Genomic DNA, 25,253 nt, shown 5'->3' on the forward strand with positions numbered 1-25,253 from the left:
CGGGCGCGGAGAGTCAGGCGGCCGGTTCGTCCACCCAGTCCTTGCGCAGCGGCTTGACCGCCAGCAGGGCCAGGGCGGAGGCCACGAAATAGAGGCAGACGAGGGCGATGGCGGACCAGCGCAGGGCCTCGTCGCCGAAGTGGGGCTTCATCGCGTCACTGAGCCCGCCCAGCAGCCAGGAGCCGGCGCCGATGCCGATCAGATTGTTGATCAGCAGGAAGCAGGCCGCCGCCGTCGCCCGCATCTGGGCCGGGACCAGATGCTGGGTCGCGGTCATCACCGGGCCGACGAACAGGACGTTGAGCGCATTGGGGATCAGCAAGGCCGCCCAGGCGATCATCGGCGACGGCGACAGGAAGCCGGCGATGAACAGGGGGGCGGTGATCAGCCAGGCGATGGAGGAAACCCTGGCGTAGGCGCCCTTGTCGCCCTTGCCCAGCCGGTCGGCCAGAACGCCGCCGAGCAGGACGCCCGCGACACCGCCGATCAGCAGCAGGGAGCCGAGGAACCATGAGACGACGGTGAGGTCGAACTGGAAGGTCTGGATCAGCAGCGACGGAGTCCAGAAGGCGAGTCCGTAGCCGGCGGTGCTGCTCATCGCCGAGGCGAAGGCCAGGAGCCAGAAGCTGGGCTTCTTCGACAAGACGGCGAAGACCTGACCGACCGGCACGCGAGCGGCGACGGGAGCCTTGGGCGGCTCCTTGACGATCAGCCGGAAGATCGGGGCGATCAGGGCCCCGGCGACGCCGACCACGACGAAGGCCGCGCGCCAGTCGACGGCCTTGGCGATGGCCGCGCCGAACAGGACGCCGCAGGCCAGACCGACCGGGATGCCCATGGAATAGACGGCGATGGCCCGGGCGCGGCGCTCGGGGGGGAAATACTGGGAGATCAGGGCATAGCTGGGGGCCACGCCGCCCGCCTCGCCCACCCCGACGCCGAGGCGGAACAGGAACAGCTGGGCAAAGCCGCCGGCCATGCCGCACAGGGCGGTGAAGCCCGACCAGACGATCATCGACAGGGTGATGACCCAGGTCCGGCTGGTCTTGTCGGCGACGACGGCGAGCGGGATGGCCAGGGTCGAATAGAGGGCGGCGAAGGCGATGCCGCCCAGCATGCCCAGCTGGGTGTTGGTCAAGTGCAGCTCGGCCTTGATGGCCGGGGCCAGGATGCCGAGGATCTGCCGGTCCAGCCAATTGAAGGTATAGACCAGCAGCAGCATGCCGAGGACGAGGCGGGCGTAGCCGCGGCTGTGGGTTGGAACGGTCGGGGTGGGCGCGGGCGTATCGGTCATGCGATCTCCTCACGGGCGGAAGCGGCTGCGGCTTGCGCGACTTGCGCGGCCTTGAAGCCGGGACGGGCCGAGAGCCGGTCCCAGTAGGCCTGGATTTCGGGGCTGAACTTGTGTTCGAGGTTCAGGGTGCGGGCGAACAGCAGGGCGTAGCCGACGCAGACGTCGGCCATGGTGAACCGCCCGGCGCACAGCCAGTCGCGGCCATCAGAGAGCGCGCGGGTCAGATGCCGCAGGCGCGACAGGAACCACTGGGCATAGTCGGCCGCGGCCTGGTCCAGACGGCGTTCCTCCGGCTCCAGCCGGGTGTAGCGAAGCACGATGGTCTGGGGGAAGGTCAGGGTCGCCTCGGCGCGGTGCAGCCAGTCGAGCCAGGGACCGTAGTCCGCCTCGTCCACGCCCACGGCCAAGGGGCTGGGTCCGTAGCGGGTCGCCAGATACTGGGGGATGGCGGCCGATTCCGTCATCCGCACCTCGCCGTCGATCAGCAGCGGAATGGTGCCGAGCGGGTTCAGCTGCAGATATTCCGAGGCCAGGATGCGCGGCGGAAACGGCAGATCGTGCAGCCGGTATTCCAGCCCCAGCTCCTCCAACGCCCACAGGGCGCGGAACGAGCGCGCGTCCACGCAATGATAGAGTTCGATCACTCCGCACCTCCCGATTTCACGGTCGCATTCTGACGGCGACCCTGCGCCTGTCATCGGCTGAAAGCGGTCCGCTGTCAAAATTTTTGTACGACAATTGTCGTGCTGTGGTGGTACAGAAAATAGTGGCCTTGAGCTTGGCCGCGGCGTCCTGTTGAAGTCGAAACGAGGCCTTCCAAACCTCCGCCCAGCGCCTTGACGGCGAACGAGAGCGGAGGCCGGCAGGCGAGGAAGGAAAAGCGATGCAGATCAAATCCCCGGAAAAACACGGCCTCGACGCCGCCCGCCTGAGCCGCATCGACGGCTTCCTGAAGGAGCGCTACCTCGACACGGGCCGCCTGCCCCACGCCCAGATCCTGATCAGCCGCGACAATGAGATCGTGCATTTCTCCAGCCAGGGCGCCGCGCGCGAGGGCTCGGACAAGGGGATCGACGAGGGCTCGATCTTCCGCATCGCCAGCATGACCAAGCCGATCACCTCGATCGCCTTCATGATGCTGGTCGAGGAGGGCAAGGTCGCGGTCGACACCCCGGTCGCCGACATCCTGCCGGAGTTCAGGAACGTCGGCGTCTATAACGGCGGCGGCGCCGGCCTGCCCTTCATGACCAGGGCCCCGGCCGAGCCGATGCGCATGCTGGACCTGCTGCGCCATACCTCGGGCCTGACCTACGGCTTCCAGTACCGTTCCAACATCGACGCGGCCTACCGCACCCAGAAGTCCAACGCGGGCCCGGTCGAGAATTGGTATGGCGAAGCGGATCTTGATCAGTTCATCGACGAACTTGGTCAGCTGCCGCTGGAGTTCTCGCCGGGTCAGGCGTGGAACTATTCGGTCTCGACCGACGTCCTCGGTGCCGTGGTCCAGCGGGTGTCCGGCATGCGTCTGGACCGGTTCTTCGCCGAGAAGATCTTCGCCCCGCTGAAAATGAACGACACCGCCTTCATGGTCCCGGCCGACAAGGCCGACCGGCTGACCGACTGCTATATGTTCGCCGGCCCGGCCGGGCGCGTCATGTACGATCGCGGCGAAAACAGCATGTATCTGCAGTCGCCGAAGCTGCTCTCGGGCGGCGGCGGCCTGGTCTCGACGGCGCTCGACTATCACCGCTTCTGCATGATGCTGGGCAATGGCGGAGAGCTGGACGGCGCGCGCATCGTCGGGCGCAAGACCATCGCGCTGATGACCATGAACCATCTGCCGAACCGGTCGGACCTCTCGACCATGTCCCAGTCCCTGTTCAGCGAGACCCAGAACGGCGGCGTCGGCTTCGGCCTGGGCTTCGCGGTGACCCAGGACGTGGCCCGCGCCATGATCCCCGGCTCGCCCGGCGAGTTCTACTGGGGTGGGATGTTCACCACCGCCTTCTTCGTCGATCCGGTCGAGAAGCTGCACATGGTCTTCATGACCCAGCTCAGCCCCTCGATGCTCTATCCGATCCGGCGCGAGCTGAAGACCCTGATCTATTCCGCCCTGACCTGACTACAGTTCCAGCCTGAGGGCCTCTCCCGGAGGCCCTTCACCGGGACCGGAACCGCAAGGCTCCGGTCCCGGTCTTTTTTGCCCGACGCGGCGTCGGCCCTGCCCCAAACGAAATCGCCGCCCCCGTGCGAGACGGAGGCGGCGATGCTTCCGGGGAGGAAGGTCCTTTCGGACTTACCAGCGGTAGGTGGCGGTGACGCCCCAGGTCCGCGGACGCGTGTAACGATTGGCCAGCGGTATATCGACCTGCTGCAGCTTGAGCACCGGGATGATCTGGTTCGTGACGTTCTTGACGAACAGCGCGACCTCGATCTGACGGAAATCCAGACCCGTGCGGAAATCGACGTTGCTGACGGTTTCCAGCGGGATGAAGGGGGTCGCAGTCGTGACCGTGTCCTGACCGCCGCCTTCCTGGCCGTTCCAGGCGACGTTGACGAAGCCGCTCATGTTCGTCCCCACCGGATGGCGGAAGTTGACGTTGGCCGAATAGGTCCACTCGGGCGTCTGGGCCACGATGCTGCCCAGGATAGGAGCGCCGGCGACAGCCGCCACCTCGTCCCATTTCGCATCCTGATGGGCGCCGTTCAGACCCAGGGTCAGGCGGCCGTTAGCCACCTGCCAGACCGAGTCGAGCGAAGCCTCGACGCCCTTAACTTCCATCGTGCCGCCGTTGATGTTGAAGTTGGTGGCGGCCTGGAGGCAGGCGTTGGTGACGGTGCAGCCGTCGGTGACCAGGGCGATCGCATCCTTGGTCCGCGACTGATAGGCCGACAGACGGAAGAACACGTTGCGCGTCAGATTGGTCTTCAGACCCGCCTCATAGCTGGTGGTCTGTTCGTTGCCGTAGGTCGGCTGCAGCGGGTTCGGCGCCGCCGCGACGGTGGAGCCGTTGTTGACGCCGCCGGCGCGATAGCCGGTGCCCATGCGGGCGTAGATCAGCGAGGTCCGGCTCAGCTTGTAGCTGGCTGAGGCGGCGTAGGAGACGTTGTCCTCGTCGAACTCATAGGTCGAGGGCGTGCCCACCGGGGTGGTGGTGTAGAGGCGGAAATCACTTTGCGACGCCTCCTTGTTGTCGCGCGAATAGCGCAGCTCGCCCGACAGGGAGAGCTGGCCGATGTCGTACTTCATCGAGCCATAGACGGCGGCCGAGCTGTAGCTCGACGGCACGACGCGACGGGTGCCGAAGGCCAGGGGGAAGGTCACCGGGCAGTTGGCGGCCGTCGGGATCAGCTTGTAGCAGAGCGGCGTAGCCGGAGTGCCGCCGCAGATGCTGGACGTCGCCGTCAGGGCGCAGGGGCTGGTGCGGATGTCGCGATTATAGTCGTCGTCCTGCCACAGGCCTTCGATCCCGCCCAGCCACTGCAGCTTGCCGTCGAGCGCATCGCCGGTCAGGTGGACGTCCTGATAGAAGGTCTTGTCCTTGACGTCGGTGCGGGTGCCGCCCAGCGGATACAGGCCGATCCAGCCCTGCTGCTGGAACGAGGCTTCGGTCGCCAGGTCGATCGCCGCGGCGAAATTCTGGACCGAGTGATACTGCATCGCCATCGTGGTCGAGGTCAGCTGGGCCCAGCCGAGATCGTATTTGGCCGTCAGCATGGCGCGTTGAACGGTCTGGTGCAGATCGTTCGGCACGTCCGACGGCACGTCATAGCGCGGACCGGTGTAGCCCTGCGGCAGGGTGGCGATCCGGCCGGCCGGCACGACCCACTGATTGACGAAGGTCGGCAGGTTCATGTCCTGCGCATCGACCATCAGGTTCACATCCAGCGGACCCGAGCTGTAGCGGATCTGGCCACGGACGATGTAACCGTCGGTGTGGTCGTAATATTTGTCCTGGTTCGGATTGTAGTAGATGCCGCCGCCCTGGCCGGTCACCTGGGCCCCGAAGCGGACCGCGACCTTGTCGCTGATCTGGCGGTTGACGATGGCGGTCGACTGAACCTGGCCGAGGTCGTCGGTATAGGTCACCGAGGCGCGGCCGCCGTTGCGGAAGACCGGCTGGTTCAGGACGATGTTGATGCTGCCGAATTCGGAGTTACGGCCGTAGAGGGCGCCCTGCGGACCTTCGAGGGCCTCGACACGGGCCAGGTCGAAGAAGTCGACGCGCTTGAAGTTGCGGCCGCCGAGGGTCGAGGACCCGACATAGGCGCCGTTGACGAACAGGCCGACGGCCGAGTCGGCGCTGGTCGCGCGCTGGGTGCCCGAACCCCGCACCGAAACCTCGGCCAGGTTTTCGGACTGGACGCCGTTGAAGCGAACGCCTGGGACGAGCTGGAGCAGGTCGCCCACGCCCTCGATCGGACTCTTCTGCTCCAGGGCTTCGGCGCCCTGGGCGGTGATCGTCGAGGGCACGTCGCGAACGGCCTCTTCACGACGACGCGCGGTGACGACGACGTCGCCGACGCTGGTGGACTGACCCTGTTGAGCCTGGGTCTGTGCGGGAGCCGGGTCCGCCGTGTGGGCGAACACCACCCCGGGGACCATCGCCGCGATCAGAGCCGCGGACGAGCACGCGAGCAAACGAACCATGCCTTGTTACCTCTCCCATGATTTATCGATGCCGGCTTTTTGACGCCGGTTGAGGCGGACCATCCCCCCACCTCCACCCACTGTCAAGATTGTACGACAATCCCTCTTTTGTTGCGTTACGACATTTTCAGGCGCCAGCTTTAAGTTAAGCTATCGAGAAATGACGTTCTGAAACGGCAAATCTGACATCGCAAATAGATTTCCTATCAGCTACGCCGGACAATAATCTTTGTTTTGTTGTACAATTGGTTGACACCCGCGTGCGACCCGGCCGAAGGTCCGGGGACGGAAGGCGTCTTCAGAACGCCCCGGAGGAAGCCCGGAGGAAGAGATGTCTGGCACGGATGAATCCGCCAAAAAGCCCGGCCTGAAGGTCGCGATCATGGCCTCGGCTGGCGCCGCGGTGGAGTGGTACGACTTCTTCATCTACGGCACGGCCGCGGCCCTCGTTTTCCCGCACCTGTTCTTCCCGGCCGACCTGCCGCCCTTCGTGGCCCAGATCGCCTCTTTCAGCACCTTCGCGGTGGGCTTCGTCGCGCGCCCCCTGGGCGGGATGCTGTTCGGCCATTACGGCGACACCCATGGGCGGAAGCAGGCGCTGGTGATCGCCATGCTGCTGATGGGGCTGTCGACGACCATCATCGGCCTGTTGCCGAGCTATGCCACCGCCGGAGTCCTGGCGCCCCTCGCCCTCGTGGCCCTCCGGTTCCTGCAGGGGCTGGCGGTCGGCGGTCAGTGGGGCGGCGCGGCCCTGCTCGCCATAGAAAGCGCCCCGCCGAACAAGCGCGGCTTCTATGGCAGCTTCGTCCAGATCGGCGTGCCGCTGGGCGTGGTGCTGGCCAATACCGTCTTCCTGATCGTCAGCGCCCTGACCCCGAACGACGCCTTCCTGACCTGGGGCTGGCGCATCGGCTTCGTGCTTAGCGTCGGCCTGATCCTGATCGGCCTGATCATCCACCTGAGCATCCAGGAGCCCGCGACCGAGGTCGATGAGGCCGCAGAGACGGCGCCGACCCAGCGCCGCTCGCCGCTGCTGGAGGTGATCGTCGGACACTGGCGGACGGTGCTGCTGGCCGGCGGCGCCTTCGTGGCCAACAACGTCTGCTTCTACATCGCCATCACCTACGCCATCGCCTATGGCTCGACGACGCTGAAGATCGACCGCGACGTCCTGCTGTTCTCGGTCCTGGCCGGCAGCGCCCTGATGATCCCGATCCTGATGATCTGCGGCGCGGCCTCGGACCGGTTCGGCCGATTGGGCGTCTTCCTGTGGGGGGCTTTCCTGTCGGGCGCCTGGGCCTTCGCCGTCTTCCCCCTGATCGAGACGCGCGAGCCCCTGCTGATCTTCGCGGCCATCACCGTCCAGCTGACCTTCGTCAGCATGATGTACGGGCCGCAAGCCGCCCTGTTCGCCGAACTGTTCCCCAAGTCGGTGCGCTATTCCGGCGCCTCGCTGGGCTATCAGGTCGGCGCCGTCGTCGGAGGGGGTCTGGCCCCCATCATCGCCACGGCCCTGTTCGCCCAATACCAGACCAGCCTGCCCATCGCCGTCTATCTGGCGGCCATGTGCGCCCTGTCCTTCGTCAGCGTCCTGTTCCTCGGCGGGCGGGCGAAGGCGGGGCTGAGCCAGTAGCACTGGCGGGCTGAGACGAACCCCGACATTCTGCGTTCCAGATCGACGAAAGCGACCGCGATGATCGATGCTTCCAGACGAACCTTCCTCGGCGCCGTTACGCTCGGTAGCGCGACACTGGGTGGGGCGGCCATGACCGCCTCCTGCGCGACCGCCGCCCCCTCATCCGGCGCGACGACCTCTGTGGCCGGCCCCGACGCCGCGCTTATCGAGGCGGACCTGAACAGCTACGTCGGGTTCGGGAACAAGCGCGCCGGCGGGCCCGGCGACATGGCCTGCGGCGACTGGCTGGCGGGCGAGATCGAAAAGGCCGGATACGCCGTCGAGCGCCAGACCTTCCAAGCGCCCTTCTTCGAGGCGACCAAGGCCGAACTGACGCTGGAGGGATCGACTGTCCCCGTCTATCCGCAGCCGATCGTGACCCCGACCGGGCCGGACGGGGTGACGGGGCCGCTGGTCCGCGTCGATGTCGCCGGACATTTCACCGGCTCGCTGCAGGGCGCGATCGCCCTGGTCGATCTGCCCTTCGCCCGCTGGTCCTCGGCCCTGCCCCGCCCCGTTCGCGGCCCGATCGACGCGGCCTTCGCGGCGGGAGCGAAGGCGGTCGTCGCCATCACCAACGGCCCGACCGGCAAGGTCATCGCCCTGAACGCCGACGGCCGCCAGCCGATGTTCCCCGGCCCGGTCGCCCTGCTGGCCCCGGACAAGGCCCAACCCTTCCTCGCCGCCGCCTTCGAGCGGAAGCAAGCCAGGCTGGTGCTGGACGGTCAGGGCGGACGCCGCGACGCCTTCAACTTCGTGGGCCGGATGGATCGCGGCAAGGCGAAATGGATCGCCGTGTCCACCCCCCGCTCGGGCTGGTTCGGCTGCGCGGCCGAGCGCGGCGGCGGCGTCGCGGCCTGGCTGGACATAGCCCGCTGGGCCCCGGCGGCCCTCGCCGACTACAACCTCGCCCTGATCTGCAACACCGGGCATGAGTACGAATATCTGGGCGCGGCCGAGGCGATGAAGCAGATCGCGCCGCCGGTCGAGGCGACCCGCTTCTGGCTGCACCTCGGGGCCAATGTCGCGGCGCGGGACTGGCGCGAACTGCCGGGCGTGCTGACGCCCCTGCCCAATGTCGACGCCCAGCGCGTGCTGTCGATCTCGCCCGAACTCGTCCCCGTGGCGCAGAGCGTGTTCGCGGGTCAGCTCGGCTATGAGTCGCCGGTCTCCAGCGCTGTCCTGTCGGCGGGCGAACTGGATGAGGTGATCAAGGCCGGATACGCCCCCGCCGCCGGGGTGTTCGGCATCCACCGCTATCACCACGTCGAGGAAGACGACACCCGTTGCCTGCACCTGCCCGCGACGGTCGCGGCCGCCGACGGCTTCCGCCGCCTGCTGCTGGCGGTCGTGGCGGCCTAGGCGCGGCCGTAGAGGGTCACGACACAGGCGCCGCCAAGGCCCAGATTGTGCTGCAGGGCGTGGGTCATGCCCTCGACCTGACGCCGGTCCGCCGTCCCACGCAGTTGCTGGGTCAGCTCATAGCATTGGGCCAGACCGGTTGCGCCCAACGGATGCCCCTTGGACAACAGGCCGCCGGACGGATTCACGACGTGGCGCCCGCCATAGGTGTTGCCGCCGTCGCGGATATAGCGCTCGGCCCCGCCCTCTTCGCACAGACCGAGGCCCTCGTAGCTGATCAGTTCATTGGCGGTGAAACAGTCGTGCAGTTCGACGGCCTGGATGTCGTCGGGGCCGACGTTGGCCTGTTCATAGACGGATCGCGCCGCCTCGCGGGTCATCTCATAGCCGACGACGCTCATCATCGACCGGCCGGTGAAGGTCTCGGCATAGTCGGTCGTCATCGACTGGCCGAGAATGGCGACGGTGGCGTTCAATCCGTGCCTCGCCGCGAAGGCCGGCGAGACCAGCACCGCCGCCGCCGCGCCGCAGGTCGGCGGGCAGGCCTGATAGCGGGTCAGGGGGCCGTAGAGGTGTTTCGACCCCATCACCTCCTCCAACGAGATCGGATCGCGGAACAGGGCCATGGGGTTGTTGGCGGCGTGACGGCGGGCCTTGACCGAGATCATGCCGAAGACGTCGTCCGGGGCGCCGTAACGCTGCTGATAGTCGAGGCCCGCGCCGCCGAACTGCTGGGCGACGAGCGGTGAGGTGTCGTCCTTGCCGAGGATCTGTTCCTGCACGGTCAGGTGAGGATCCAGCGTGCGCTTGCGGTCGGTGAAGACGGCGCCCAGCGCGCCGGGCAGCATCTGTTCGAAGCCGAAGGCCAGGACGCAGTCGGCGGCGCCCGCCTCGATCATCTGCCGCGCCAGGAACAGGGCGCTGGAGCCGGTCGAGCAGTTGTTGTTGACGTTGACGATCGGAATGCCCGTGCAGCCGACGCGGTAGAGGGCCGACTGTCCGGCGGTCGAGTCGGCATAGACATAGCCGGCATAGGCCTGCTGGATCTGCTCATAGCCGACGCCCGCATCGGTCAGGGCCAAACGGATGGCCTGTTCGGCCATGACGTCCCAGTCAGCGCTCTGGCCGGGCTTGGCGAAGGGGATCATGCCGACGCCGGCGATCAGGGTGCGAGCCATGATGGTCTGGCCTTTCCGGGGGTGCGGTTTCCTCGGCGATCTGCGTCGCCATGGCGTAAGATGTTCCATCGAAATCGAGAGCGGTCAACTTTCATTCAATCGCGAGTGAAGATTGACGAAGCCGCCCTTCGGTGGAATGCATGGGATCAGGCGACGTCAGATCGCCACCGGAAACGCGAACGCCTGACGGCGGCAGAGAAGGAAGATCGAATGCCCTTCATTTCGAACGGCGGCATCAAACTGCATTGGGAAGAGCGCGGCCAGGGCGTGCCGATCCTGCTGATCATGGGCCATCGCTATTCCTCCGCCATGTGGTACCCGGTCTATGAGGCGTTCGGCGACAAGTACCGGCTGATCTCGTTCGACAACGAGGGCACGGGCCAGAGCGGGACGCGGCGCAAGACCTCGGTGTCCGAGATGGCCGCCGACGCCCTGAAGGTGCTGGACGCGGCCGGGATCGAGAGCGCCCACATCTATGGCGTCTCCATGGGCGGCGGCATCGCCCTGGAGTTCGGAGCCCGCTATCCGGAGCGCTGCCGGTCGCTGATCCTGGGCTGCACCATGGCCAAGACCCCGGACATTCCGCCGCGTCCCAAATGGCTGGTCAGCCTGATCTATCGCCTCATTCCGCTGCTTAAGCCCCTCGCAAAGCCGGCTAAGTACAAGGGCGGCTATGGCGACGCGGCGCCCGACGACGCCATCGCCCGCGACAAGGGCATGCTGGACAAGGACCCGTTCAACATGGGCGGCGTCATCGCCCAGAGCCACGCCATCATCGATTATTCCATCACCCCGGAAGAGGTGGCGGCGGTGAAGGTCCCGGCCCTGGTCCTGCATGGCACCCAGGATCTGCTCGTGCCCTATGAGGCGGGCAAGAAACTGTCGGAGATGCTGCCCAACGCCCGGCTCGTGACCTTCCAGGACATCGGCCACAACTATTTCGTCGGCGCCGGAGAGCGCGCCAACGCCGAGGTCGACCGGTTCATCCAAGAGGTTGAGGCGGCTCGATGAGCGGCGGGGTTTCGGTGGCTCTGGACCACTGGGAACTTCGCGATTTCGACCCCGGCCAGGGTCGGGCGGACGCGGGCGGCGAAGGCTGGATGCCGGTCCCGGCACCCGGTGACGCCTATGTGGCCCTGATCGCGGCCGGGCGGCTGGAGCATCCGTTCAGGGGTCGCAATGAGGACGCGGCCGCCTGGGTGCGGGATCGGGAATGGTGGCAACGCACGACATTCGTCGCCCCTTCTCCCGAAGCCGATACGGTTACCGAACTGATCTTCGACGGTCTGGACACCTTCGCCTCCGTCTATCTGGACGGTCAGTTGCTGGGTCGGACGGACAATATGTTCCGGCGATACGCCTTCGATATCGGCGCGCACCTCAGGCCCGGCGAGATCCAAATGGTCGCCATCCGCTTCGATCCGCCGGCCCTGGCCGTCGTCGACCAGCCCCTGCCCGTCTGGACCGCCTTCACCGACCGGGTCAGCCGGTCGAAGCGCAACCTGATCCGCAAGGCCCAGTTCGGCTGGGGCTGGGACTGGGGCCCCGACCTGCCGACCGTAGGCGTCTGGCAGAGCGCCCGCATCGAGACCCGCGCCCGCCCGCGACTGAGCGAGGTGCGGTTCGAGACCCTGAGCGCCACGGCGGAAAGCGCACGAATCCATCTGACGGTCGATGCGGGCCATGACGTGGCCCTGGTGGTCAAGGTCGCCCTTACCGATCCCGACGGCGCGATCGTCTTCAGCCGCACCTGCCAGCCCGGCGACGCCTCGGGAGCCCTGCGCATCGACCGGCCCCGGCTGTGGTGGACGGCCGACCTGGGCGACCAGCCGCTCTATGGCCTGAGCGTTCGCCTGTTCGACGGCGACCGACTGGTGGACGAGGTCGTGCAGTCGGTTGGAATCCGGACGATCGCCATCGACGAGTCTCCGGACCCGGACGAACCGGGCACGAGCTTCTTCCGCTTCGTGCTGAACGGCCGGCCGATCTTCGCCAAGGGCGCCTGCTGGGTCCCCGCCAGCTCCTTCGTCGGCGACCTGGCCTCGGAGCCTTATGCGCGGCTGATCGACGACGCCGTGGCGTCGAACATGAACATGATCCGGGTCTGGGGCGGCGGCGTCTATGAGCCCGACGCCTTCTACGACCTGTGCGACCGCAAAGGGCTGCTGGTCTGGCAGGACTTCATGTTCGCCTGCGCCCACTATCCGGAAGACGGGGCGTTCGCGGCCTCGGTCAAGATCGAGGTCGAGCAACAGGTGCGCCGCCTGCGCCACCACGCCTGTCTCGCCGTCTGGTGCGGCAACAACGAGAGCCAGGCGATGAACCGGATCAACACCGACAAGGGCGGCGACCCGGTGCGGCTGTCCGGCACGGCACTCTATGACGATCTGATCCCCGAGGTGCTGGGCCGCCTCGATCCGAACGCCCTGTATCGCCCCGGCAGCCCGTGGGGCAGTTCGAACCCCAACGGCATGACCGCCGGCGACGTGCACGACTGGACCGTCTGGCACGGGGTGCCGCCGATCCCCGGCGACGAGATGATCGGCGACTTCGGCGCCACGCCCGAGGCTGTGTCCTGGTTCCGCTATGCCGAGGACATGTCGCGCTTCGTCTCGGAGTTCGGGCTCCAGGCGGCGCCGGCGCTGGCGACGCTGAAACGCTGGATGGACCCGGCCGATCTGCATCCCGACAGCGAAGGCTTCCTTGCGCGGATCAAGGACGAGGCGCGCAAGGCCGATCTGATGATGGCGCCGGTGACGGGCCTGCCAAAGACGCTGGAGGACTATGTCGACTTCACCCAATGGTGCCAGGCCGAGGGGCTGAAGTTCGGCATCGAGCATTTCCGACGCCGCACGCCTCATTGCTCGGGCGCCCTGATCTGGCAGTTCAACGACTGCTGGCCCTGCGTCAGCTGGAGCCTGGTCGACTATGACGGGGTGCAGAAGGCCAGCTGGTTCGCGGTGCGTCGCGCCTTCGCCCCGGTCATGGCCTCGTTCAAGGTCGAGAACGGCGTCGCTGAACTGTGGATCGCCAACGACGGACTGGAGCCCGTGTCGGGCAGGGCCGAGATCGAACTGGCGCATCTGGACGGCCGCTCGGAGTGGCGGATGGAGGCCGGGTTCGAAGTAGCGCCCAACACCGGCGCTGTCGTCTGGCGCGGGGAGGCGGCGGCGGCCGACGATCTGGTGCTGACGGTGCATTCGCCCGAGAACCTGTTCCCGTCGAACCGGATACTGTTCGCGCCGATCGTGACCCTGCCGCTGGCGCAGGGCGCCCGGCCGGAGGTCGAGGTCCGCCAGGTCGGGCCGTGCGAGCTGGCCGTGGATCTGTCGGCGGAGACCTGGCTGGCCTTCGTCCATCTGGTCTCGGATCGGGCCGATCTGCGGTTCAGCGACAACCACTTCGATCTGGCGGCGGGCGAGCGGCGGATGATCGTCGTCACGGGCGCGACCGATCTGACGCCGTCGGACGTGGCGGTGCGCTGCTGGAACGACCGGGCCTCGGGAGTGGCGGCATGAACCGCGCGGCGCGGCGGGGCTTCGCGGTCGCCGCGATGGCCGTCGCGTCCCTCCTCGCCGGCTGCGGCGGCGGGCCGTCGAAGCCGTTCGATGTCGCCCTCGCCCCGCCCCCGCCGGACTATGCGAGGCCGGAGGCCTGGCTGGCCCTGCCCGGCCGCAACGGGCTGGAGCGGTCGGCGCCCACGGGACTGACCGTCGTCGATGAGTCCTCTGCGCCCGCCGACGTCTTCTTCATCCACCCGACAACGGCGCGCGACAGCTCGGTCTGGAACCTGCCCTGGGACGCGTCGGACACGGTCGCGCCGCTGAACCAGGCGGTGCTGATGGGCCAGACCAGCGTCTTCAACGGCTGCTGCCGCATCTATGCGCCCCACTATCGGCAGGCGTCGCTGCGCGGGCTCGGCGACACGGGCGCGGTCGATCTGGCCTATGCCGACGTCGAGGCCGACTTCCGCGACTTCATAGTCCGCCGCAACGCCGAACACGGCGGGGGCCGAGCCTTCATCATCGCCGCCCACAGCCAGGGGGTGATGCACGCCATCCGCCTGCTGCAGGAGCAGGTGTTGGGCACGCCGCTACAGGACCGGCTGGTGGCGGCCTATCTGATCGGCGGCTATGTGCCCGACACCTTCCCCGAACTGGGCCTGCCGCTGTGCGACGCGACCCACCAGACCGGCTGCGTCCTGACCTGGAACTCCAGCAAGCCCGGCAGCCTGACCGCCCGCATGATCCTGCACAAGCCGACCTATTGGTGGCGCGGATCGTGGAAGCGCGAGGACCAGGCGGTTGCCGTCTGCGTCAATCCCCTGACCTGGCGGGTCCAGGGCCATGGGCCGGAAACAGTCGGCCCCGAGGCCAATCCGGGCAGCATGCCCCTGCCCCGCGATCCTTTCCCGGCGGCGCCCACGACCATGCCGCCGCTGCTGCCGCATCTGACCGGCGCCCGGTGTCGCGAGGGGATGCTGGAGGTCGATATTCCGAAGGACTCGCCCGCCGAGTACAGCGACCCGCTGGCCCGCAACCTCGGCAGCTATCACCTCAACGACTACGGCCTGTTCTATGCGTCGCTGCGCGAGAACGCCCTGACGCGGGTCCAGGCCTGGACGGCGGCGCATCCCTAGAAGTCAGGCGTTGGCCTCGGCCCAATCGATGAGTTGGCGCGTGACCTCCTCCCAGCCCGGCTCGGCCAGCAGCAGGTGGGAGCGGCCGGGAAAGTTGAGGAAGTCGGTCTTCGCCGGCGACCGCTTCTGGATACGATACGCCGCGCGCGACAGGTAGGGCGTGACCAGCCGGTCCTTGTCCCCCGAGGTGATCAGCAGGGGCTGGGTCCGGCGGCCGGGGTCGATCCGTGTGCCCGCCCAGAAGGCGGCCTGATAGAAGACCCGGCCCGAGGTCGGGATTACATAGGCAGCGAAGGCCCGATCCTGCACCGCCTTCGGCGCGCCGTTGGCGAACCGATCGGCCCAGCGCCTGCGGGTGAAGGCCCAGGGCCGGTTCCAGCCGTTCCAGCGCAGGATGACCGGCAGGGCGGCGGTCAAAGTCAGCCAGCCGTGCACCACACCGCCGATCGGCGCCGGATTGACCGCGATCCCGGCTCGACCCACGCCCCGGTCGAGCAGCATCTGGGTGAATAGGCCGCCGAACGAATGGCCGACCAGCAGAGGCTTTCCGGGCAGGCGCTCGATCTCGGCCTGAAGCGCGTCGACGATCCGTCCGATGCTGAGGCCGCCCAGCTCCGAAGGCGGCGCGGCATTGATCTCGGCCGCGGTCCGACCGCGCAGCACCGGCCAGGTCGGCGTGACCACTGTCCAGCCTGCCGCCTCCCACGCCTCCCTGAACCCCGCCCAGGAGTCCGTCGTGACCCAGAGGCCATGAATCAGCACCACCGTCCGGTCGTTCTCGCCGCCCATCACATTCCCCTGAAGACCCGCCTCAACAAAGGTAACAGACAAGCTTCCTTCGCCTAACCGAGTTATAAGGAATTCAACTCCACAGGGAACCGCATGGCGCGGCACCATGGAGCCATGGAAGGGCTTCATCTCAATGTTCAGGACGCTTCGCACTCTCGTGGCCGCCGCGCTGATCGCGCTAGGCGGCCTGACCGCCGCCTCGGCCACCGCCCAGACCCCCGCCGCGCCCGCCAGGAAGACCGTGGTTCTGGTCCATGGCGCCTGGGCCGACGGCGGCAGCTGGAACCGTGTGGTTCCCTATCTGCTGGCCGCAGGCCTGAACGTGGTGGCGGTGCAGAACCCGCTGGCTTCGCTGGAAGGCGATGTGGCCAACACCACCCGGGTCATCAACGACCAGGCCGGCGACGTCATCCTGGTCGGCCATTCCTACGGCGGCGTGGTGATCACCGAAGCAGGCAACAATCCCAAGGTGAAGGCCCTGGTCTATGTCGCCGCCTTCGCACCCAAGCCCGGCCAGTCGGTGAACGCCATCCTTTCGGCCTTCCCGCCGCCGGCCTGGTTCGCCAGCCTGCACGCCGACGCGGGCGGCTATGTCACCTGGCCGCTGTCCACTTGGAAGACCGAGTTCGCCACCGGCCTGCCCGACGACGAACAGACCGTCCTACACGCCAGCCAGCACCCGACCTTCCACGGCGTCAACGACAACGCCATCGGCGATACGGCGGCCTGGTCGTCGCGCCCGGTGACCTCGGTCGTCTCGCAGCAGGATCACATCATCCCGGCCCCGCTGCAGATGCTGTTTGCCCAGCAGATGCATTCGACCGTGGTCCCGGTCGAGGCGGGCCACCTGGCCATGCTGATCGCCCCGGAAGAAACGGCCAAGGCCATCATCGCCGCGGCCAACAGCTACTGAGACCATCGCGATCGCAGACGTCGGGAGGCGGGCCGCAGGGTCCGCCTCTCTTCGTTTCAGCCCGCCTTCGAGGCCAGCCTCAGGCTCTCGACCAGCACCGGCTCCATGGCCGCATAGCCGCGCCGCGTGGGATGAACGCCGTCGCGGGTGAAGTCGGCGCGCATTCGACCCTCTCCTTCGGTCAGGGCGGCGAAATAGTCGGCGAAGACCAGGCCGCGCGCCTCCGCCGTCGTCTTCAGCCAGACGTTCAGCTCGGCGACCCGGCCGCTGACGTTCCCCAGAGCCGGATTCCAGGCCAGGGTCGCGAAGGGCGGCAGGCTGGCGAGGATAACGGTGATCCCGTGTGCCTGCGCCAGGTCCAGCATGGCCAGGATGTTGTTCTTGAAGTCCTGCGGGGTGTTCGGTCCGGTGTTGCCGGCGACATCATTGGTCCCGGCCATCAGGTGACAGATCCGGGGCCGGAGCGCGACCACTTCGGCCATGAAGCGCAGCAGCATCTGCGGCGTGGTCTGGCCGCTGATGCCGCGATTGACGTGGCCGTTTTCGAACAGGCCGGGGTTGGCGATGCGCCACATCTCGGTCAGGGAATCGCCCATGAAGACGACGTCCACAGCGGTCCCTGCGCGGGCCGTATTGTCCTCGCGATACTGGCTCAGCGCGGGCCAGTCGCGCTGCATCCGCCAGGCCTTGCGGCGCTCGTTGCGGGCGCTGCGTTCGGGGTCCGACAGCATCGCCAGAACAGCCGGATTCATATCCCCGTCGGCGACGTAGGCGCGGGCGAAGGCCAGCTCCTCCTCGCCCGGACCGAAGCCCGCGGAGTCGAGATGATCGACCATGCCAATGGGCGTCGGCGGGTCTTCGGGGCGATCCGAAACCGGCATTCCGTCTGTCTCCATCCTGCTCGCGCGGGTCTTCGCCCGCGTCGACTAAGAGGCCAGTCTGCTCCCGCAATGCAGCAAAGGTCAAATCTTCACTCGCGATTGAATGAGCGTTGACGAAACCGAATTTCGGTGTGACCTTCCCGGTCATGGCGACGCAGATCGCCGAGGAAACGCAAACGAGGGAGGCTAGCCCCATGTCCGGGAAGCTCTGGATTTCGACGTCCGTCGCCGCGCTGCTTTGGTGCGGTGCTGCTCACGCCCAACAGGCCCAACCGACCGCCCCTGAAGACCAGGCCACGACCCTGGGCGATGTGGTGGTCACCGCCGAACGCCGCACCACCAACCTGCAGACGACCGCGGTCGCCGCCTCCGTCATGAGCGGCGAGGAACTGCAGGCCAAGGGCGTCACCAATATCGAGACCCTGCAGTTCTCCATGCCGTCGGTGACGGTGCAGAACTCCGGCCAGGGCAACAGTTTCAACGTCCGCGGCATCGGCAAGACCGAGAACAGCTCCTCGATCGGCGTCGGCGTCATCACTTATCGCGACGGCGTGGCGGTGTTCCCCGCCTACTTCCAGAACGAGCCCTTCTTCGACATCCAGAGCCTGGAGCTGCTGCGCGGTCCGCAGGGCACCTTCGCCGGCCAGAACGCGACCGGCGGCGCGGTCTTCATCACCGAGAAGAACCCCGACTTCGGCGGCCTCGGCGGCTATGTCACGGCCCAGTACGGCAACTACAACGACGTCCGCCTGCAGGGCGCGATCAACCTGCCGCTGACCGACACCCTGGCCGCTCGCCTCGCCTTCAACAGCGAGAACCGCGACAGCTTCTATGACGTCATCGGCACGCCGTCGCGCGGCCGTCCGGGCGTGCTGGACTCCAAGAGCGTGCGCGGCAGCCTGCTGTGGACGCCGAACGACCAGCTGCGGGTCCTGCTGAAGAGCGACTATACGATCAACGACATGGGCGGCTATCCGGCCAGCCCCTACAACTCGACCCTGCCGCTGCACACCATCGCGACGAACGGGCCATACGCGGCCAAGGACGAAACCGCGCGGACCGTGCTGAACGTCAGCTACGAGTTCGCCAACGGCATCACCCTGCGGTCGATCTCGGGCGCCCAGTACGGCACCACCATGGTGCGCTCGGACCTGGACGGCACGGCCACCCTGCCCTTCACCTTCTACGACAAGGTCGAGCAGCGGCTGCTGTCGCAGGAGTTCACCCTGGTGTCGCCGGACGACGGGCGCCTGAAGTGGGTGGTGGGCGCCTACTACCAGGACGACCTGATCACCTTCCCGCCCGGCCAGTTCGTCACGACCCAGTATGTGGCCCCGACCCTGCCGATCCTCTACGACACCATTTTGGACGGCGAAAATCCCAAGACCACTGCGGCCGGCTTCGGACAGATCAGCTATGACCTGACCGATGCGCTGGAGCTGCAGGTCGGCGGCCGCTACACCCGTTCGACGGTGGAAAATAACGCCAAATTCGCCGCGCCGCTGCTGGGCCTGGCCCTGGTCCAGAACGACCGCTACGAGGAAGACGCCTTCACCGGCAAGATCGCCCTCAACTGGACGCTCGACGACAACAACTTCCTCTACGCCTTCTATGCGCGCGGCCATAAGGCCGGCGGTCTGAACGGCCCCAACCTAGCCTTCGTGGCGCCCAAGCCGTTCGACGGCGAGGATGTCGACGACTTCGAGGCGGGCTGGAAGGCGACCCTGTTCGACGGGCACGTGCGCACCCAGCTGGGCGCCTACTACGACATCTACAAAAATTTCCAGATCATCATCGGCGACCCGACGACGGCCTCGATCACCTCGATCCTGAACGTCACCGGCGACACCAAGATCTATGGTCTGGAAGCCTCGGCCCAAGGGCGGTTCGGCGGCTTCGGCTTCGACGCCGGCCTGTCGCTGGCGCACTCGGAACTGGGGACCTTCTACGGAGCGGATCCGCGTCGGGCCCGCACCGGCGCCTGCGACCAGAACACCGGTCCGGCCAGCGGCAACTGCGTCAATCTGGAAGGCAACGCCCAGACCTATGCGCCGGAGCTGACGGTGAGCCTGGGGGCCGAATACGCCTTCCAGATCGGCAACGCGACCCTGACGCCGCGCATCGACTACAGCCATATCTCCGAGACCTGGACGACGATCTTCGCCAACGAGGCTCTCGGCGACAAGCTGAAGGCGCGCGACATCGTCAACGCCCAGCTGACCTACGACACGGGCGACTGGAGGCTGCAGGCCTATTCGACCAACCTGGGCGATCTTGAGTACATCGCCTCGATCAAGGCCGGGCTGCGCTACGCCGGCGCGCCGCGTCAGTACGGCGTCCGTCTGACGAAGAACTTCTAGTGGAGTACGGCGGCGTGGGGTCGATGCAGGAGTATGCGCTGACCGTGGACAAGTTCCTGGTCCACGCCGCGAAATGGCACGGGTCGGTCGAGGTGGTCTCGGCCGATCCGGGCGGGGTCACCCGGAAGAGCTACGCCGAAACCCTGGACCGGAGCCGCAGGCTGTCGGGCGCCCTTCTGGGCCTCGGCCTGCGGCGCGGGGACCGGGTCGGGACCCTGGCCTGGAACACCCGGCACCATCTCGAGATGTGGTACGGGACGATGGGGGTCGGCATGGTCTGCCACACCCTCAACCCCCGACTGACCGCCGACCATCTGGCCGCGATGATCGATCAGGCCGAGGACAGGATTCTGGCCGTCGGCTCGGGTCTGGGCGAGGTCGGGCGCGCCCTGATGGCGCGCTGCCCCAGCCTGGAAAAACTGATCATCCTCGACGGTGATCCCGTCGAAGGCGGCCAACTCGATCTCGAGGCGATGATCGAGGGCTCGAACGAGCGCCCGGTCTGGGGCGGGTTCGACGAACAGACGCCCGCCGGCCTGTGCTTCACCTCGGGTACGACCGGGGCGCCCAAGGGGGTGCTCTATACCCACCGCTCCAACTATCTGAACACCATCCGCTCGCTGCAGTCGGACTGTCTGGCCCTGTCGCGGTCGGACGTGGCCCTGATCACCGTGCCGATGTTCCACGCCAATGCCTGGGGCTTCCCCTTCTCGGCGCCCGCAGCCGGATCGACCCTGGTCCTGCCCGGGCGGCTGATGGACGGCGCCAGCCTGGCCCACCTCATCCGCAGCGAGGGCGTCACGGTTACCGCCGGCGTGCCGACCGTCTGGATCGGCCTGCTCGACCATGTCGAGGCCAATGACCTGCAGGTCCCGTCGCTGGAGCGCATCATCCTGGGCGGCGCCGGTGCGCCCGAGAGCCTGATCCGCCGCATGGAAGATCGCCTCGGCGTCCGCGTCCAGACCAGCTGGGGCATGACCGAGCTGTCGCCCATGGGCACCCTGTCGCCGCCTGACGAGGTCGCCCTGGCCTCGGGCCGCCCGGCCATGGGCCTGGACATGCTGCTGACCGACGCCGAGGGCGTTCCCCTGCCCGAGCAGCGCAATGTCGTCGGCCATCTGAAGGTCAAGGGACCGAGCGTGGCGCGCCAGTATTTCAAGGCCGCGGCCCCGGCGCTGGATGCCGACGGCTGGTTCGACACCGGCGACCTGGCCATCATCGACGACGGCGGCGCCCTGACGCTGGCCGGCCGGTCCAAGGATCTGATCAAGTCGGGCGGCGAGTGGATCAATCCGGTCGATATCGAGGACATCATCGGCGCCGATCCATCGGTCGGCCTGGTCGCCGTCATCGCCCGGGTCGACGACAAATGGGGCGAGCGCCCCCTGCTGGTGGTCGAGCCGCGTCAGGGCCATTCGGTCGAGAGCGGCGCACTGCTGAAATCACTCAAGGGCAGGGTCGCGGACTGGTGGATTCCGGACCGGGTGGTCCAGGTCGAGGCCATGCCCCTGGCCGCGACCGGCAAGATCGACAAGACGCGGCTTCGCGCGGACTACGGCCAGGCCTTAGGATGACCATCGATCCTTACAGGCCGCTCGCGAATCGGGCGCCGCCGCCCGAACTCGAGACCCGCGCCATGACGACCCCCAAAGCCGCACCCAAGGCCGCCGCGAAGGCGAAGACCGCCAAGGCCGCGACCGCCAAACCCGCCGCCCGCCCCAAGGGCCGGTCCAAGGCCGAGCAGCGCGCCGAGAGCCTGGAACTGATGCTGGACGCGGCCGAGGAGCTGTTCTCCAAACACGGCATGTACGGCGTGACGCTGAAGGACGTGGCGCAGAAGATCGGGGTGCACACCTCGCTGATGCACTACTACTTCGAAGACAAGCAGGACCTGTTCCATCAGGTCGTGCGGCGCCGGGCGCCGATCACGATCGGACGCCGGGTCGAGGCGATGAAGCGCTATGCCGAAGAGGTGGGCGACCATCCGACGGTCGAGGGCTCGCTGCGGGCGTTCCTCGACACCGATCTGAACCTCTACATCGAGGGCGGCGAGGGCTGGCGGAACTACGGCGCCCTTGGCGGTCAGCTGAACAACACCCCGGCCTGGGGCGCGGCGGTGATGTGGGAAAACTTCGACCCCGTCGTGCTGCAACTCATCGACCTGCTCAAGAAGGCGATGCCGGACGCGGCCGAGGAAGACATCTTCTGGGGCTACCACTTCGTCACCGGCGCCCTGACGCTGAGCCTCGCCCGCACGGGGCGGATCGACCACCTGTCGGGCGGCCTGTGCCAGTCCGAGGACTTCGAGGCCATCCGGGCGCGGATGGCGAAATTCATGGCCGGCGGCTTCCTGGCGATCTGCGAATCCCGGTCCGCCGAACGTAAAGCGAGTACAGATGGCTGAGTTCGCAGGTTTCCCCGTCGCGGCCCGGCCCGAGGACCTGGGTTTCGACAGCGCCCGACTGGGACGCCTGGACGACTATATGGCCGGAATGGTTGAGGCGGGCCGCGTCGCCGGCGTCACGACCCTGATCCTGCGCCACGGCAAGGTCGCCGCCTTCAGGACCCACGGTTCGGCCGTGCTGGGCGGCGCGACGCCCCTGAGCCCCGACGCCATCTTCCGCATCTATTCGATGACCAAGCCGATCGCGGCGACGGCGATGATGATCCTGTTCGAGGAGGGCCACTGGGTCCTCGACGATCCGGTGACGAAATTCATTCCCGAGTTCGAGAACCTCAAGGTCTGCGTCGGCGTCGGTCCCGACGGCGAGATGATCATCGAGGAGGCCAAACGCGCGCCGGCCCTGCGCGAGGTGATGAGCCACACCGCCGGCTTCGCCTATGGCCTCTTCCCCGACTACCACCCGCTGGAGAAGGCCTATTTCGTCGAGGCCATCGCACGCCCGGACGGCGCCCAGGCCTTCGTCGACAAGGTGGCGGCCCAGCCCCTGATGTTCCAGCCGGGCGGCGAGTGGTTCTACTCCATCGCCTCGGGCATCCTCGGCGTCATCGTCAGCCGCATCTCGGGCCAGACGTTCGGCGACTTCCTGCAGGACCGGATCTTCGGCCCGCTGGGCATGGTCGACACCGGCTTCCAGACGGGCGTCGACAAGGCCGACCGGCTGGTGACCTTCTATCAGGACGACGGCCAGGGCGGGCTGAAGGAAGTCACCGAGGTCCTGAACGCCCCGATCAATCCGTTCATCGCCCCACCGCCGTTCGAGGACGGCGGCGGCGGACTGGTCTCGACGATCACCGACTATGCCCGCTTCACCCAGATGATCCTTAACAGGGGCGAGCTGGACGGCGTGCGCATCCTGGCGCCGGTCACGGTCGAGCTGATGTCGACCAATGTGATCCCCGATGCGGTTCTGGCGACCTCGCATCCCCTGAGGCTGCTGCCCTTCAATCCCGCCTTCGGCTTCGGCCTCGGCTTCTCGGTCATGAACGATCCCCGCCGGATGGGGTCGGTTGAGGGACGCGGGACCCTGGCCTGGGGCGGGATGGGTGGCACCTGGTTCTGGATCGACCCCGAGAATGACCTGGCCTTCGTCGGCCTGATCCAGCGGTTCGCCGACCCGATCTCCGGCGAGTTCCGCGCCAAGGCCCGCACCTTCACCTACGCGGCGCTCACGCGGCCCGATCTCTGACTTCGCGAACAATAGACGGGTCTCAAGGCCCGCTTTCGAGGAAACGAAAATGACCACCGTCACCGCTGACGACGCCGAGGTCCCCGCCTCGCCGCCCGCCGAGTTCCGCAAGACCAAATGGGGCGTGGTCTGGCTTCTGACCCTGACCCTGTTCACGGCCCTGACCGTCGGCGGCCTGCTGGCCCCGCTGCAGGAGGCGGCCAAGGCCGATCTGAAGATCACCGACGTCCAGCTGGCCATGATCGTCGGCACGGCCACAGCCATTCCGACCGCCATCCTGGCCCTGCCCATCGCCTGGTGGGTGGACCACAAGACGCGCAACCGGATGCTGGTCGTCCTGGCCTCGCTGTGGGCCATCGGCACCATCGCCACCGCCTTCGTCGCCGATTTCTACGGCCTGTTCGCCGCCCGTCTGGTCGCCGGCATCGGCGCGGGCACGGCCTTCCCGGTCGTCGTCTCCCTGCTGGCCGACGTCTGCATGCCGCAGAAGCGCGGCCGGTCGATGCTGCTGCTCTCGATCGGGGCCTGGGCCGGTGTCGCGGCGGCTTTCGCCGTCGGCGGCAGCCTGTTCGGCTATCTGGAGGCCCATCCGAGCGCCTTCGTCGCCGGCATGGCGCCCTGGCGCGAGACCCATCTGCTGACCGGAATCGCCGCCGCCCTCCTGACCCTGCCCCTGCTGCTGATCCGCGAGCCCAAACGCTATGAGGTCGAGCAGCAGAGCATCGCCCTGATGCCGACCCTGCGCGCCTTCTGGAAGCGCAAGATGTTCCTGGGCCCGCTGCTGGTCGGCAATTTCGCCGGCGGCCTGGCCGAGGGCGCTGCAGCCCTGTGGATGGGCTCCATCCTGGTGCGTCAGTACCACCAGTCGCCCGGCCAGTTCGGCGGCTGGGTGGGTCTGGTGATCCTCGGCGGCGGCGTGGTCGGCTCGATCCTGGGCGGCTTCACGGCTGACTGGGCGCAGAAGTTGAAGATGCGCGGCGCGATTCTGCTGCCCGCCGTGGCCGCAACCGCGATCAGCATCCCCGCCAGCGCCTATCCGATCATGCCGACCGTCACCGGCTTTGCCTGGGTGCTGTTCGCCCTTCTGACCGGCGGTGCGATCGTCAACCTGGTCAACACCGCGGCCATCGCCGTCCTGCTGCCCAACGAGGAGCGCGCCACCAGCATCGCCGCGCTCAAGATCGTCGCCACCGTGGTCGGCGGCCCGATCACCGGCGTGATCGTGGTGGGTATGGCCTCGCACTTCTCGGGACCGAACGGGATGGGAATCTCCCTGACCTGGCTGGGCGTGGTGACCGGCGTGCTCTCGCTGGGCGGCTACTGGTTCGCCATGGCCAATGCGCCGCGAAAGGTCGCGGACGAAACCGAAGCCTCCGCCTGACCCCTCTCTCCCGGAGCCGACGACGATGAGCCCTTCCAGTTCCACGCTCGCCGTCGTCGGCATCGCCCGCCTGGCCGAGATGACCGGGACCAGCCTGCGGGCCCTGCGCTACTATGAAGAAATCGGCCTGCTCAGGCCGTTCCGCACCGCCAACCGGGCGCGACTGTTCACCGGCCATCAGTGCGAGATGGCGGCGATGATCGTCCTGCTGCGGCGGCTGGACGTCTCCGTCGTCGAAATCAGGGCGGTGATCGACCAGGCCTCGTCCGACATCGACCGGGCCGGGCGGCTGCGCCAGACGCTGGAGCGCAAGGCTGCCGAGCTGTCGGAGCGGCTGCACGAGGTGCGGATCGCGCTGGCCGGGACCACCCTCGTTCACGAAAGTCTCAGCGCCGCCTGACCTGACGTCACCCTTGCGAGGGGCGGTCGGCGGTGGAAGGAAGGACCCGGGCGTCCGTCAGAGACGCCGCTGGATGAGGA

The 25,253-nt window shown here is 67.4% G+C and carries 19 protein-coding genes; 13 read left to right on the forward strand and 6 right to left on the reverse strand.

The window, feature by feature from the left end; all coding sequences use genetic code 11:
* Positions 1–13: 13 nt before the first annotated feature.
* Positions 14–1,294, reverse strand: a complete 1,281-nt coding sequence (locus IFJ75_RS11405; RefSeq protein ID WP_207868277.1) for a spinster family MFS transporter — start codon at positions 1,292–1,294, stop codon at positions 14–16.
* Positions 1,291–1,938: a glutathione S-transferase family protein gene (locus tag IFJ75_RS11410; RefSeq protein WP_207868279.1), complete on the reverse strand. Its 648-nt coding sequence runs from the start codon at positions 1,936–1,938 to the stop codon at positions 1,291–1,293. Before IFJ75_RS11410 ends, IFJ75_RS11405 begins: the two co-directional genes overlap by 4 nt.
* A gap of 239 nt (positions 1,939–2,177) precedes the next feature.
* On the opposite strand from IFJ75_RS11410, the gene IFJ75_RS11415 reads away from it, so the two are divergent.
* Positions 2,178–3,416 carry a serine hydrolase domain-containing protein gene (locus IFJ75_RS11415; protein ID WP_225896792.1) on the forward strand — a complete coding sequence of 413 codons (1,239 nt, stop codon included), beginning with the start codon at positions 2,178–2,180 and terminating at the stop codon, positions 3,414–3,416.
* Positions 3,417–3,590: 174 nt separating this feature from the next.
* On the opposite strand, the gene IFJ75_RS11420 is transcribed toward IFJ75_RS11415, so the two are convergent.
* Positions 3,591–5,945, reverse strand: coding sequence for a TonB-dependent receptor (locus tag IFJ75_RS11420; protein WP_207868281.1), 2,355 nt, complete (start codon positions 5,943–5,945; stop codon positions 3,591–3,593).
* A 331-nt stretch (positions 5,946–6,276) separates the two neighbouring features.
* On the opposite strand from IFJ75_RS11420, the gene IFJ75_RS11425 reads away from it, so the two are divergent.
* Together IFJ75_RS11425 and IFJ75_RS11430 are read left to right on the forward strand one after the other, a co-directional pair.
* Complete coding sequence (locus IFJ75_RS11425; RefSeq protein ID WP_207868283.1) at positions 6,277–7,578, forward strand: MFS transporter; 1,302 nt, start codon at positions 6,277–6,279, stop codon at positions 7,576–7,578.
* A gap of 60 nt (positions 7,579–7,638) precedes the next feature.
* Complete coding sequence (locus IFJ75_RS11430) at positions 7,639–8,982, forward strand: hypothetical protein (RefSeq protein WP_207868285.1); 1,344 nt, start codon at positions 7,639–7,641, stop codon at positions 8,980–8,982.
* On the opposite strand, the gene IFJ75_RS11435 is transcribed toward IFJ75_RS11430, so the two are convergent.
* Positions 8,979–10,160, reverse strand: coding sequence for a lipid-transfer protein (locus tag IFJ75_RS11435; protein WP_207868287.1), 1,182 nt, complete (start codon positions 10,158–10,160; stop codon positions 8,979–8,981). The genes IFJ75_RS11430 and IFJ75_RS11435 overlap by 4 nt on opposite strands.
* Positions 10,161–10,370: 210 nt before the next feature.
* On the opposite strand from IFJ75_RS11435, the gene IFJ75_RS11440 reads away from it, so the two are divergent.
* From IFJ75_RS11440 to IFJ75_RS11450, 3 genes are read left to right on the forward strand one after another with little or no spacing between them, the layout of a single operon-like run.
* The gene (locus tag IFJ75_RS11440; RefSeq protein ID WP_207868289.1) at positions 10,371–11,171 is read left to right on the forward strand and encodes an alpha/beta fold hydrolase; all 801 of its coding nucleotides are present in this window, start codon (positions 10,371–10,373) and stop codon (positions 11,169–11,171) included.
* Entirely contained in the window at positions 11,168–13,678 is a 2,511-nt protein-coding gene (locus IFJ75_RS11445) for a beta-mannosidase (protein WP_207868291.1), read from the forward strand. The genes IFJ75_RS11440 and IFJ75_RS11445 overlap by 4 nt, the downstream gene beginning before the upstream one ends.
* Positions 13,675–14,799, forward strand: a complete 1,125-nt coding sequence (locus tag IFJ75_RS11450; protein WP_207868293.1) for a DUF3089 domain-containing protein — start codon at positions 13,675–13,677, stop codon at positions 14,797–14,799. The genes IFJ75_RS11445 and IFJ75_RS11450 overlap by 4 nt, the downstream gene beginning before the upstream one ends.
* Positions 14,800–14,802: 3 nt before the next feature.
* Here IFJ75_RS11450 and IFJ75_RS11455 read toward each other — a convergent pair whose 3' ends face one another.
* The gene (locus IFJ75_RS11455) at positions 14,803–15,588 is read right to left on the reverse strand and encodes an alpha/beta hydrolase (RefSeq protein WP_207868295.1); all 786 of its coding nucleotides are present in this window, start codon (positions 15,586–15,588) and stop codon (positions 14,803–14,805) included.
* A 133-nt stretch (positions 15,589–15,721) separates the two neighbouring features.
* On the opposite strand from IFJ75_RS11455, the gene IFJ75_RS11460 reads away from it, so the two are divergent.
* On the forward strand, positions 15,722–16,501 hold the full coding sequence (locus IFJ75_RS11460) for an alpha/beta fold hydrolase (protein ID WP_207868297.1): 780 nt from the start codon (positions 15,722–15,724) through the stop codon (positions 16,499–16,501).
* A 56-nt stretch (positions 16,502–16,557) separates the two neighbouring features.
* On the opposite strand, the gene IFJ75_RS11465 is transcribed toward IFJ75_RS11460, so the two are convergent.
* Positions 16,558–17,382, reverse strand: coding sequence for a GDSL-type esterase/lipase family protein (locus IFJ75_RS11465; RefSeq protein ID WP_207868299.1), 825 nt, complete (start codon positions 17,380–17,382; stop codon positions 16,558–16,560).
* 194 nt (positions 17,383–17,576) lie between these two features.
* On the opposite strand from IFJ75_RS11465, the gene IFJ75_RS11470 reads away from it, so the two are divergent.
* The 6 genes from IFJ75_RS11470 to IFJ75_RS11495 all read left to right on the forward strand — a co-directional run bounded on the left by IFJ75_RS11470 (position 17,577) and on the right by IFJ75_RS11495 (position 25,173).
* On the forward strand, positions 17,577–19,742 hold the full coding sequence (locus IFJ75_RS11470) for a TonB-dependent receptor (RefSeq protein ID WP_207868301.1): 2,166 nt from the start codon (positions 17,577–17,579) through the stop codon (positions 19,740–19,742).
* Between the two features lie 23 nt (positions 19,743–19,765).
* Positions 19,766–21,316 (forward strand): AMP-binding protein, encoded by a 1,551-nt coding sequence (locus IFJ75_RS11475; RefSeq protein ID WP_207932589.1) that lies wholly within the window; start codon positions 19,766–19,768, stop codon positions 21,314–21,316.
* Positions 21,317–21,378: 62 nt separating this feature from the next.
* Complete coding sequence (locus tag IFJ75_RS11480) at positions 21,379–22,146, forward strand: TetR/AcrR family transcriptional regulator (RefSeq protein WP_207868303.1); 768 nt, start codon at positions 21,379–21,381, stop codon at positions 22,144–22,146.
* Positions 22,139–23,392, forward strand: coding sequence for a serine hydrolase domain-containing protein (locus IFJ75_RS11485; protein WP_207868305.1), 1,254 nt, complete (start codon positions 22,139–22,141; stop codon positions 23,390–23,392). Before IFJ75_RS11480 ends, IFJ75_RS11485 begins: the two co-directional genes overlap by 8 nt.
* A gap of 49 nt (positions 23,393–23,441) precedes the next feature.
* Positions 23,442–24,773: an MFS transporter gene (locus tag IFJ75_RS11490; protein WP_207868307.1), complete on the forward strand. Its 1,332-nt coding sequence runs from the start codon at positions 23,442–23,444 to the stop codon at positions 24,771–24,773.
* A gap of 25 nt (positions 24,774–24,798) precedes the next feature.
* Positions 24,799–25,173: a MerR family transcriptional regulator gene (locus IFJ75_RS11495; RefSeq protein WP_207868309.1), complete on the forward strand. Its 375-nt coding sequence runs from the start codon at positions 24,799–24,801 to the stop codon at positions 25,171–25,173.
* Positions 25,174–25,253 lie beyond the last annotated feature (80 nt).

The organism is Brevundimonas goettingensis (assembly GCF_017487405.1).
In the GTDB taxonomy this organism is placed as follows: domain Bacteria; phylum Pseudomonadota; class Alphaproteobacteria; order Caulobacterales; family Caulobacteraceae; genus Brevundimonas; species Brevundimonas goettingensis.

What these genes read in the sequence shown, in the direction of transcription:
- IFJ75_RS11405 (WP_207868277.1), bottom strand. Translation starts at nt 1,294, where the DNA reads ATGACCGATACGCCCGCGCCCACCCCGACCGTTCCAACCCACAGCCGC.
- IFJ75_RS11415 (WP_225896792.1), top strand. Translation starts at nt 2,178, where the DNA reads ATGCAGATCAAATCCCCGGAAAAACACGGCCTCGACGCCGCCCGCCTG.
- IFJ75_RS11420 (WP_207868281.1), bottom strand. Translation starts at nt 5,945, where the DNA reads ATGGTTCGTTTGCTCGCGTGCTCGTCCGCGGCTCTGATCGCGGCGATG.
- IFJ75_RS11425 (WP_207868283.1), top strand. Translation starts at nt 6,277, where the DNA reads ATGTCTGGCACGGATGAATCCGCCAAAAAGCCCGGCCTGAAGGTCGCG.
- IFJ75_RS11430 (WP_207868285.1), top strand. Translation starts at nt 7,639, where the DNA reads ATGATCGATGCTTCCAGACGAACCTTCCTCGGCGCCGTTACGCTCGGT.
- IFJ75_RS11435 (WP_207868287.1), bottom strand. Translation starts at nt 10,160, where the DNA reads ATGGCTCGCACCCTGATCGCCGGCGTCGGCATGATCCCCTTCGCCAAG.
- IFJ75_RS11440 (WP_207868289.1), top strand. Translation starts at nt 10,371, where the DNA reads ATGCCCTTCATTTCGAACGGCGGCATCAAACTGCATTGGGAAGAGCGC.
- IFJ75_RS11445 (WP_207868291.1), top strand. Translation starts at nt 11,168, where the DNA reads ATGAGCGGCGGGGTTTCGGTGGCTCTGGACCACTGGGAACTTCGCGAT.
- IFJ75_RS11450 (WP_207868293.1), top strand. Translation starts at nt 13,675, where the DNA reads ATGAACCGCGCGGCGCGGCGGGGCTTCGCGGTCGCCGCGATGGCCGTC.
- IFJ75_RS11455 (WP_207868295.1), bottom strand. Translation starts at nt 15,588, where the DNA reads ATGGGCGGCGAGAACGACCGGACGGTGGTGCTGATTCATGGCCTCTGG.
- IFJ75_RS11460 (WP_207868297.1), top strand. Translation starts at nt 15,722, where the DNA reads ATGTTCAGGACGCTTCGCACTCTCGTGGCCGCCGCGCTGATCGCGCTA.
- IFJ75_RS11465 (WP_207868299.1), bottom strand. Translation starts at nt 17,382, where the DNA reads ATGCCGGTTTCGGATCGCCCCGAAGACCCGCCGACGCCCATTGGCATG.
- IFJ75_RS11470 (WP_207868301.1), top strand. Translation starts at nt 17,577, where the DNA reads ATGTCCGGGAAGCTCTGGATTTCGACGTCCGTCGCCGCGCTGCTTTGG.
- IFJ75_RS11475 (WP_207932589.1), top strand. Translation starts at nt 19,766, where the DNA reads ATGCAGGAGTATGCGCTGACCGTGGACAAGTTCCTGGTCCACGCCGCG.
- IFJ75_RS11480 (WP_207868303.1), top strand. Translation starts at nt 21,379, where the DNA reads ATGACGACCCCCAAAGCCGCACCCAAGGCCGCCGCGAAGGCGAAGACC.
- IFJ75_RS11485 (WP_207868305.1), top strand. Translation starts at nt 22,139, where the DNA reads ATGGCTGAGTTCGCAGGTTTCCCCGTCGCGGCCCGGCCCGAGGACCTG.
- IFJ75_RS11490 (WP_207868307.1), top strand. Translation starts at nt 23,442, where the DNA reads ATGACCACCGTCACCGCTGACGACGCCGAGGTCCCCGCCTCGCCGCCC.
- IFJ75_RS11495 (WP_207868309.1), top strand. Translation starts at nt 24,799, where the DNA reads ATGAGCCCTTCCAGTTCCACGCTCGCCGTCGTCGGCATCGCCCGCCTG.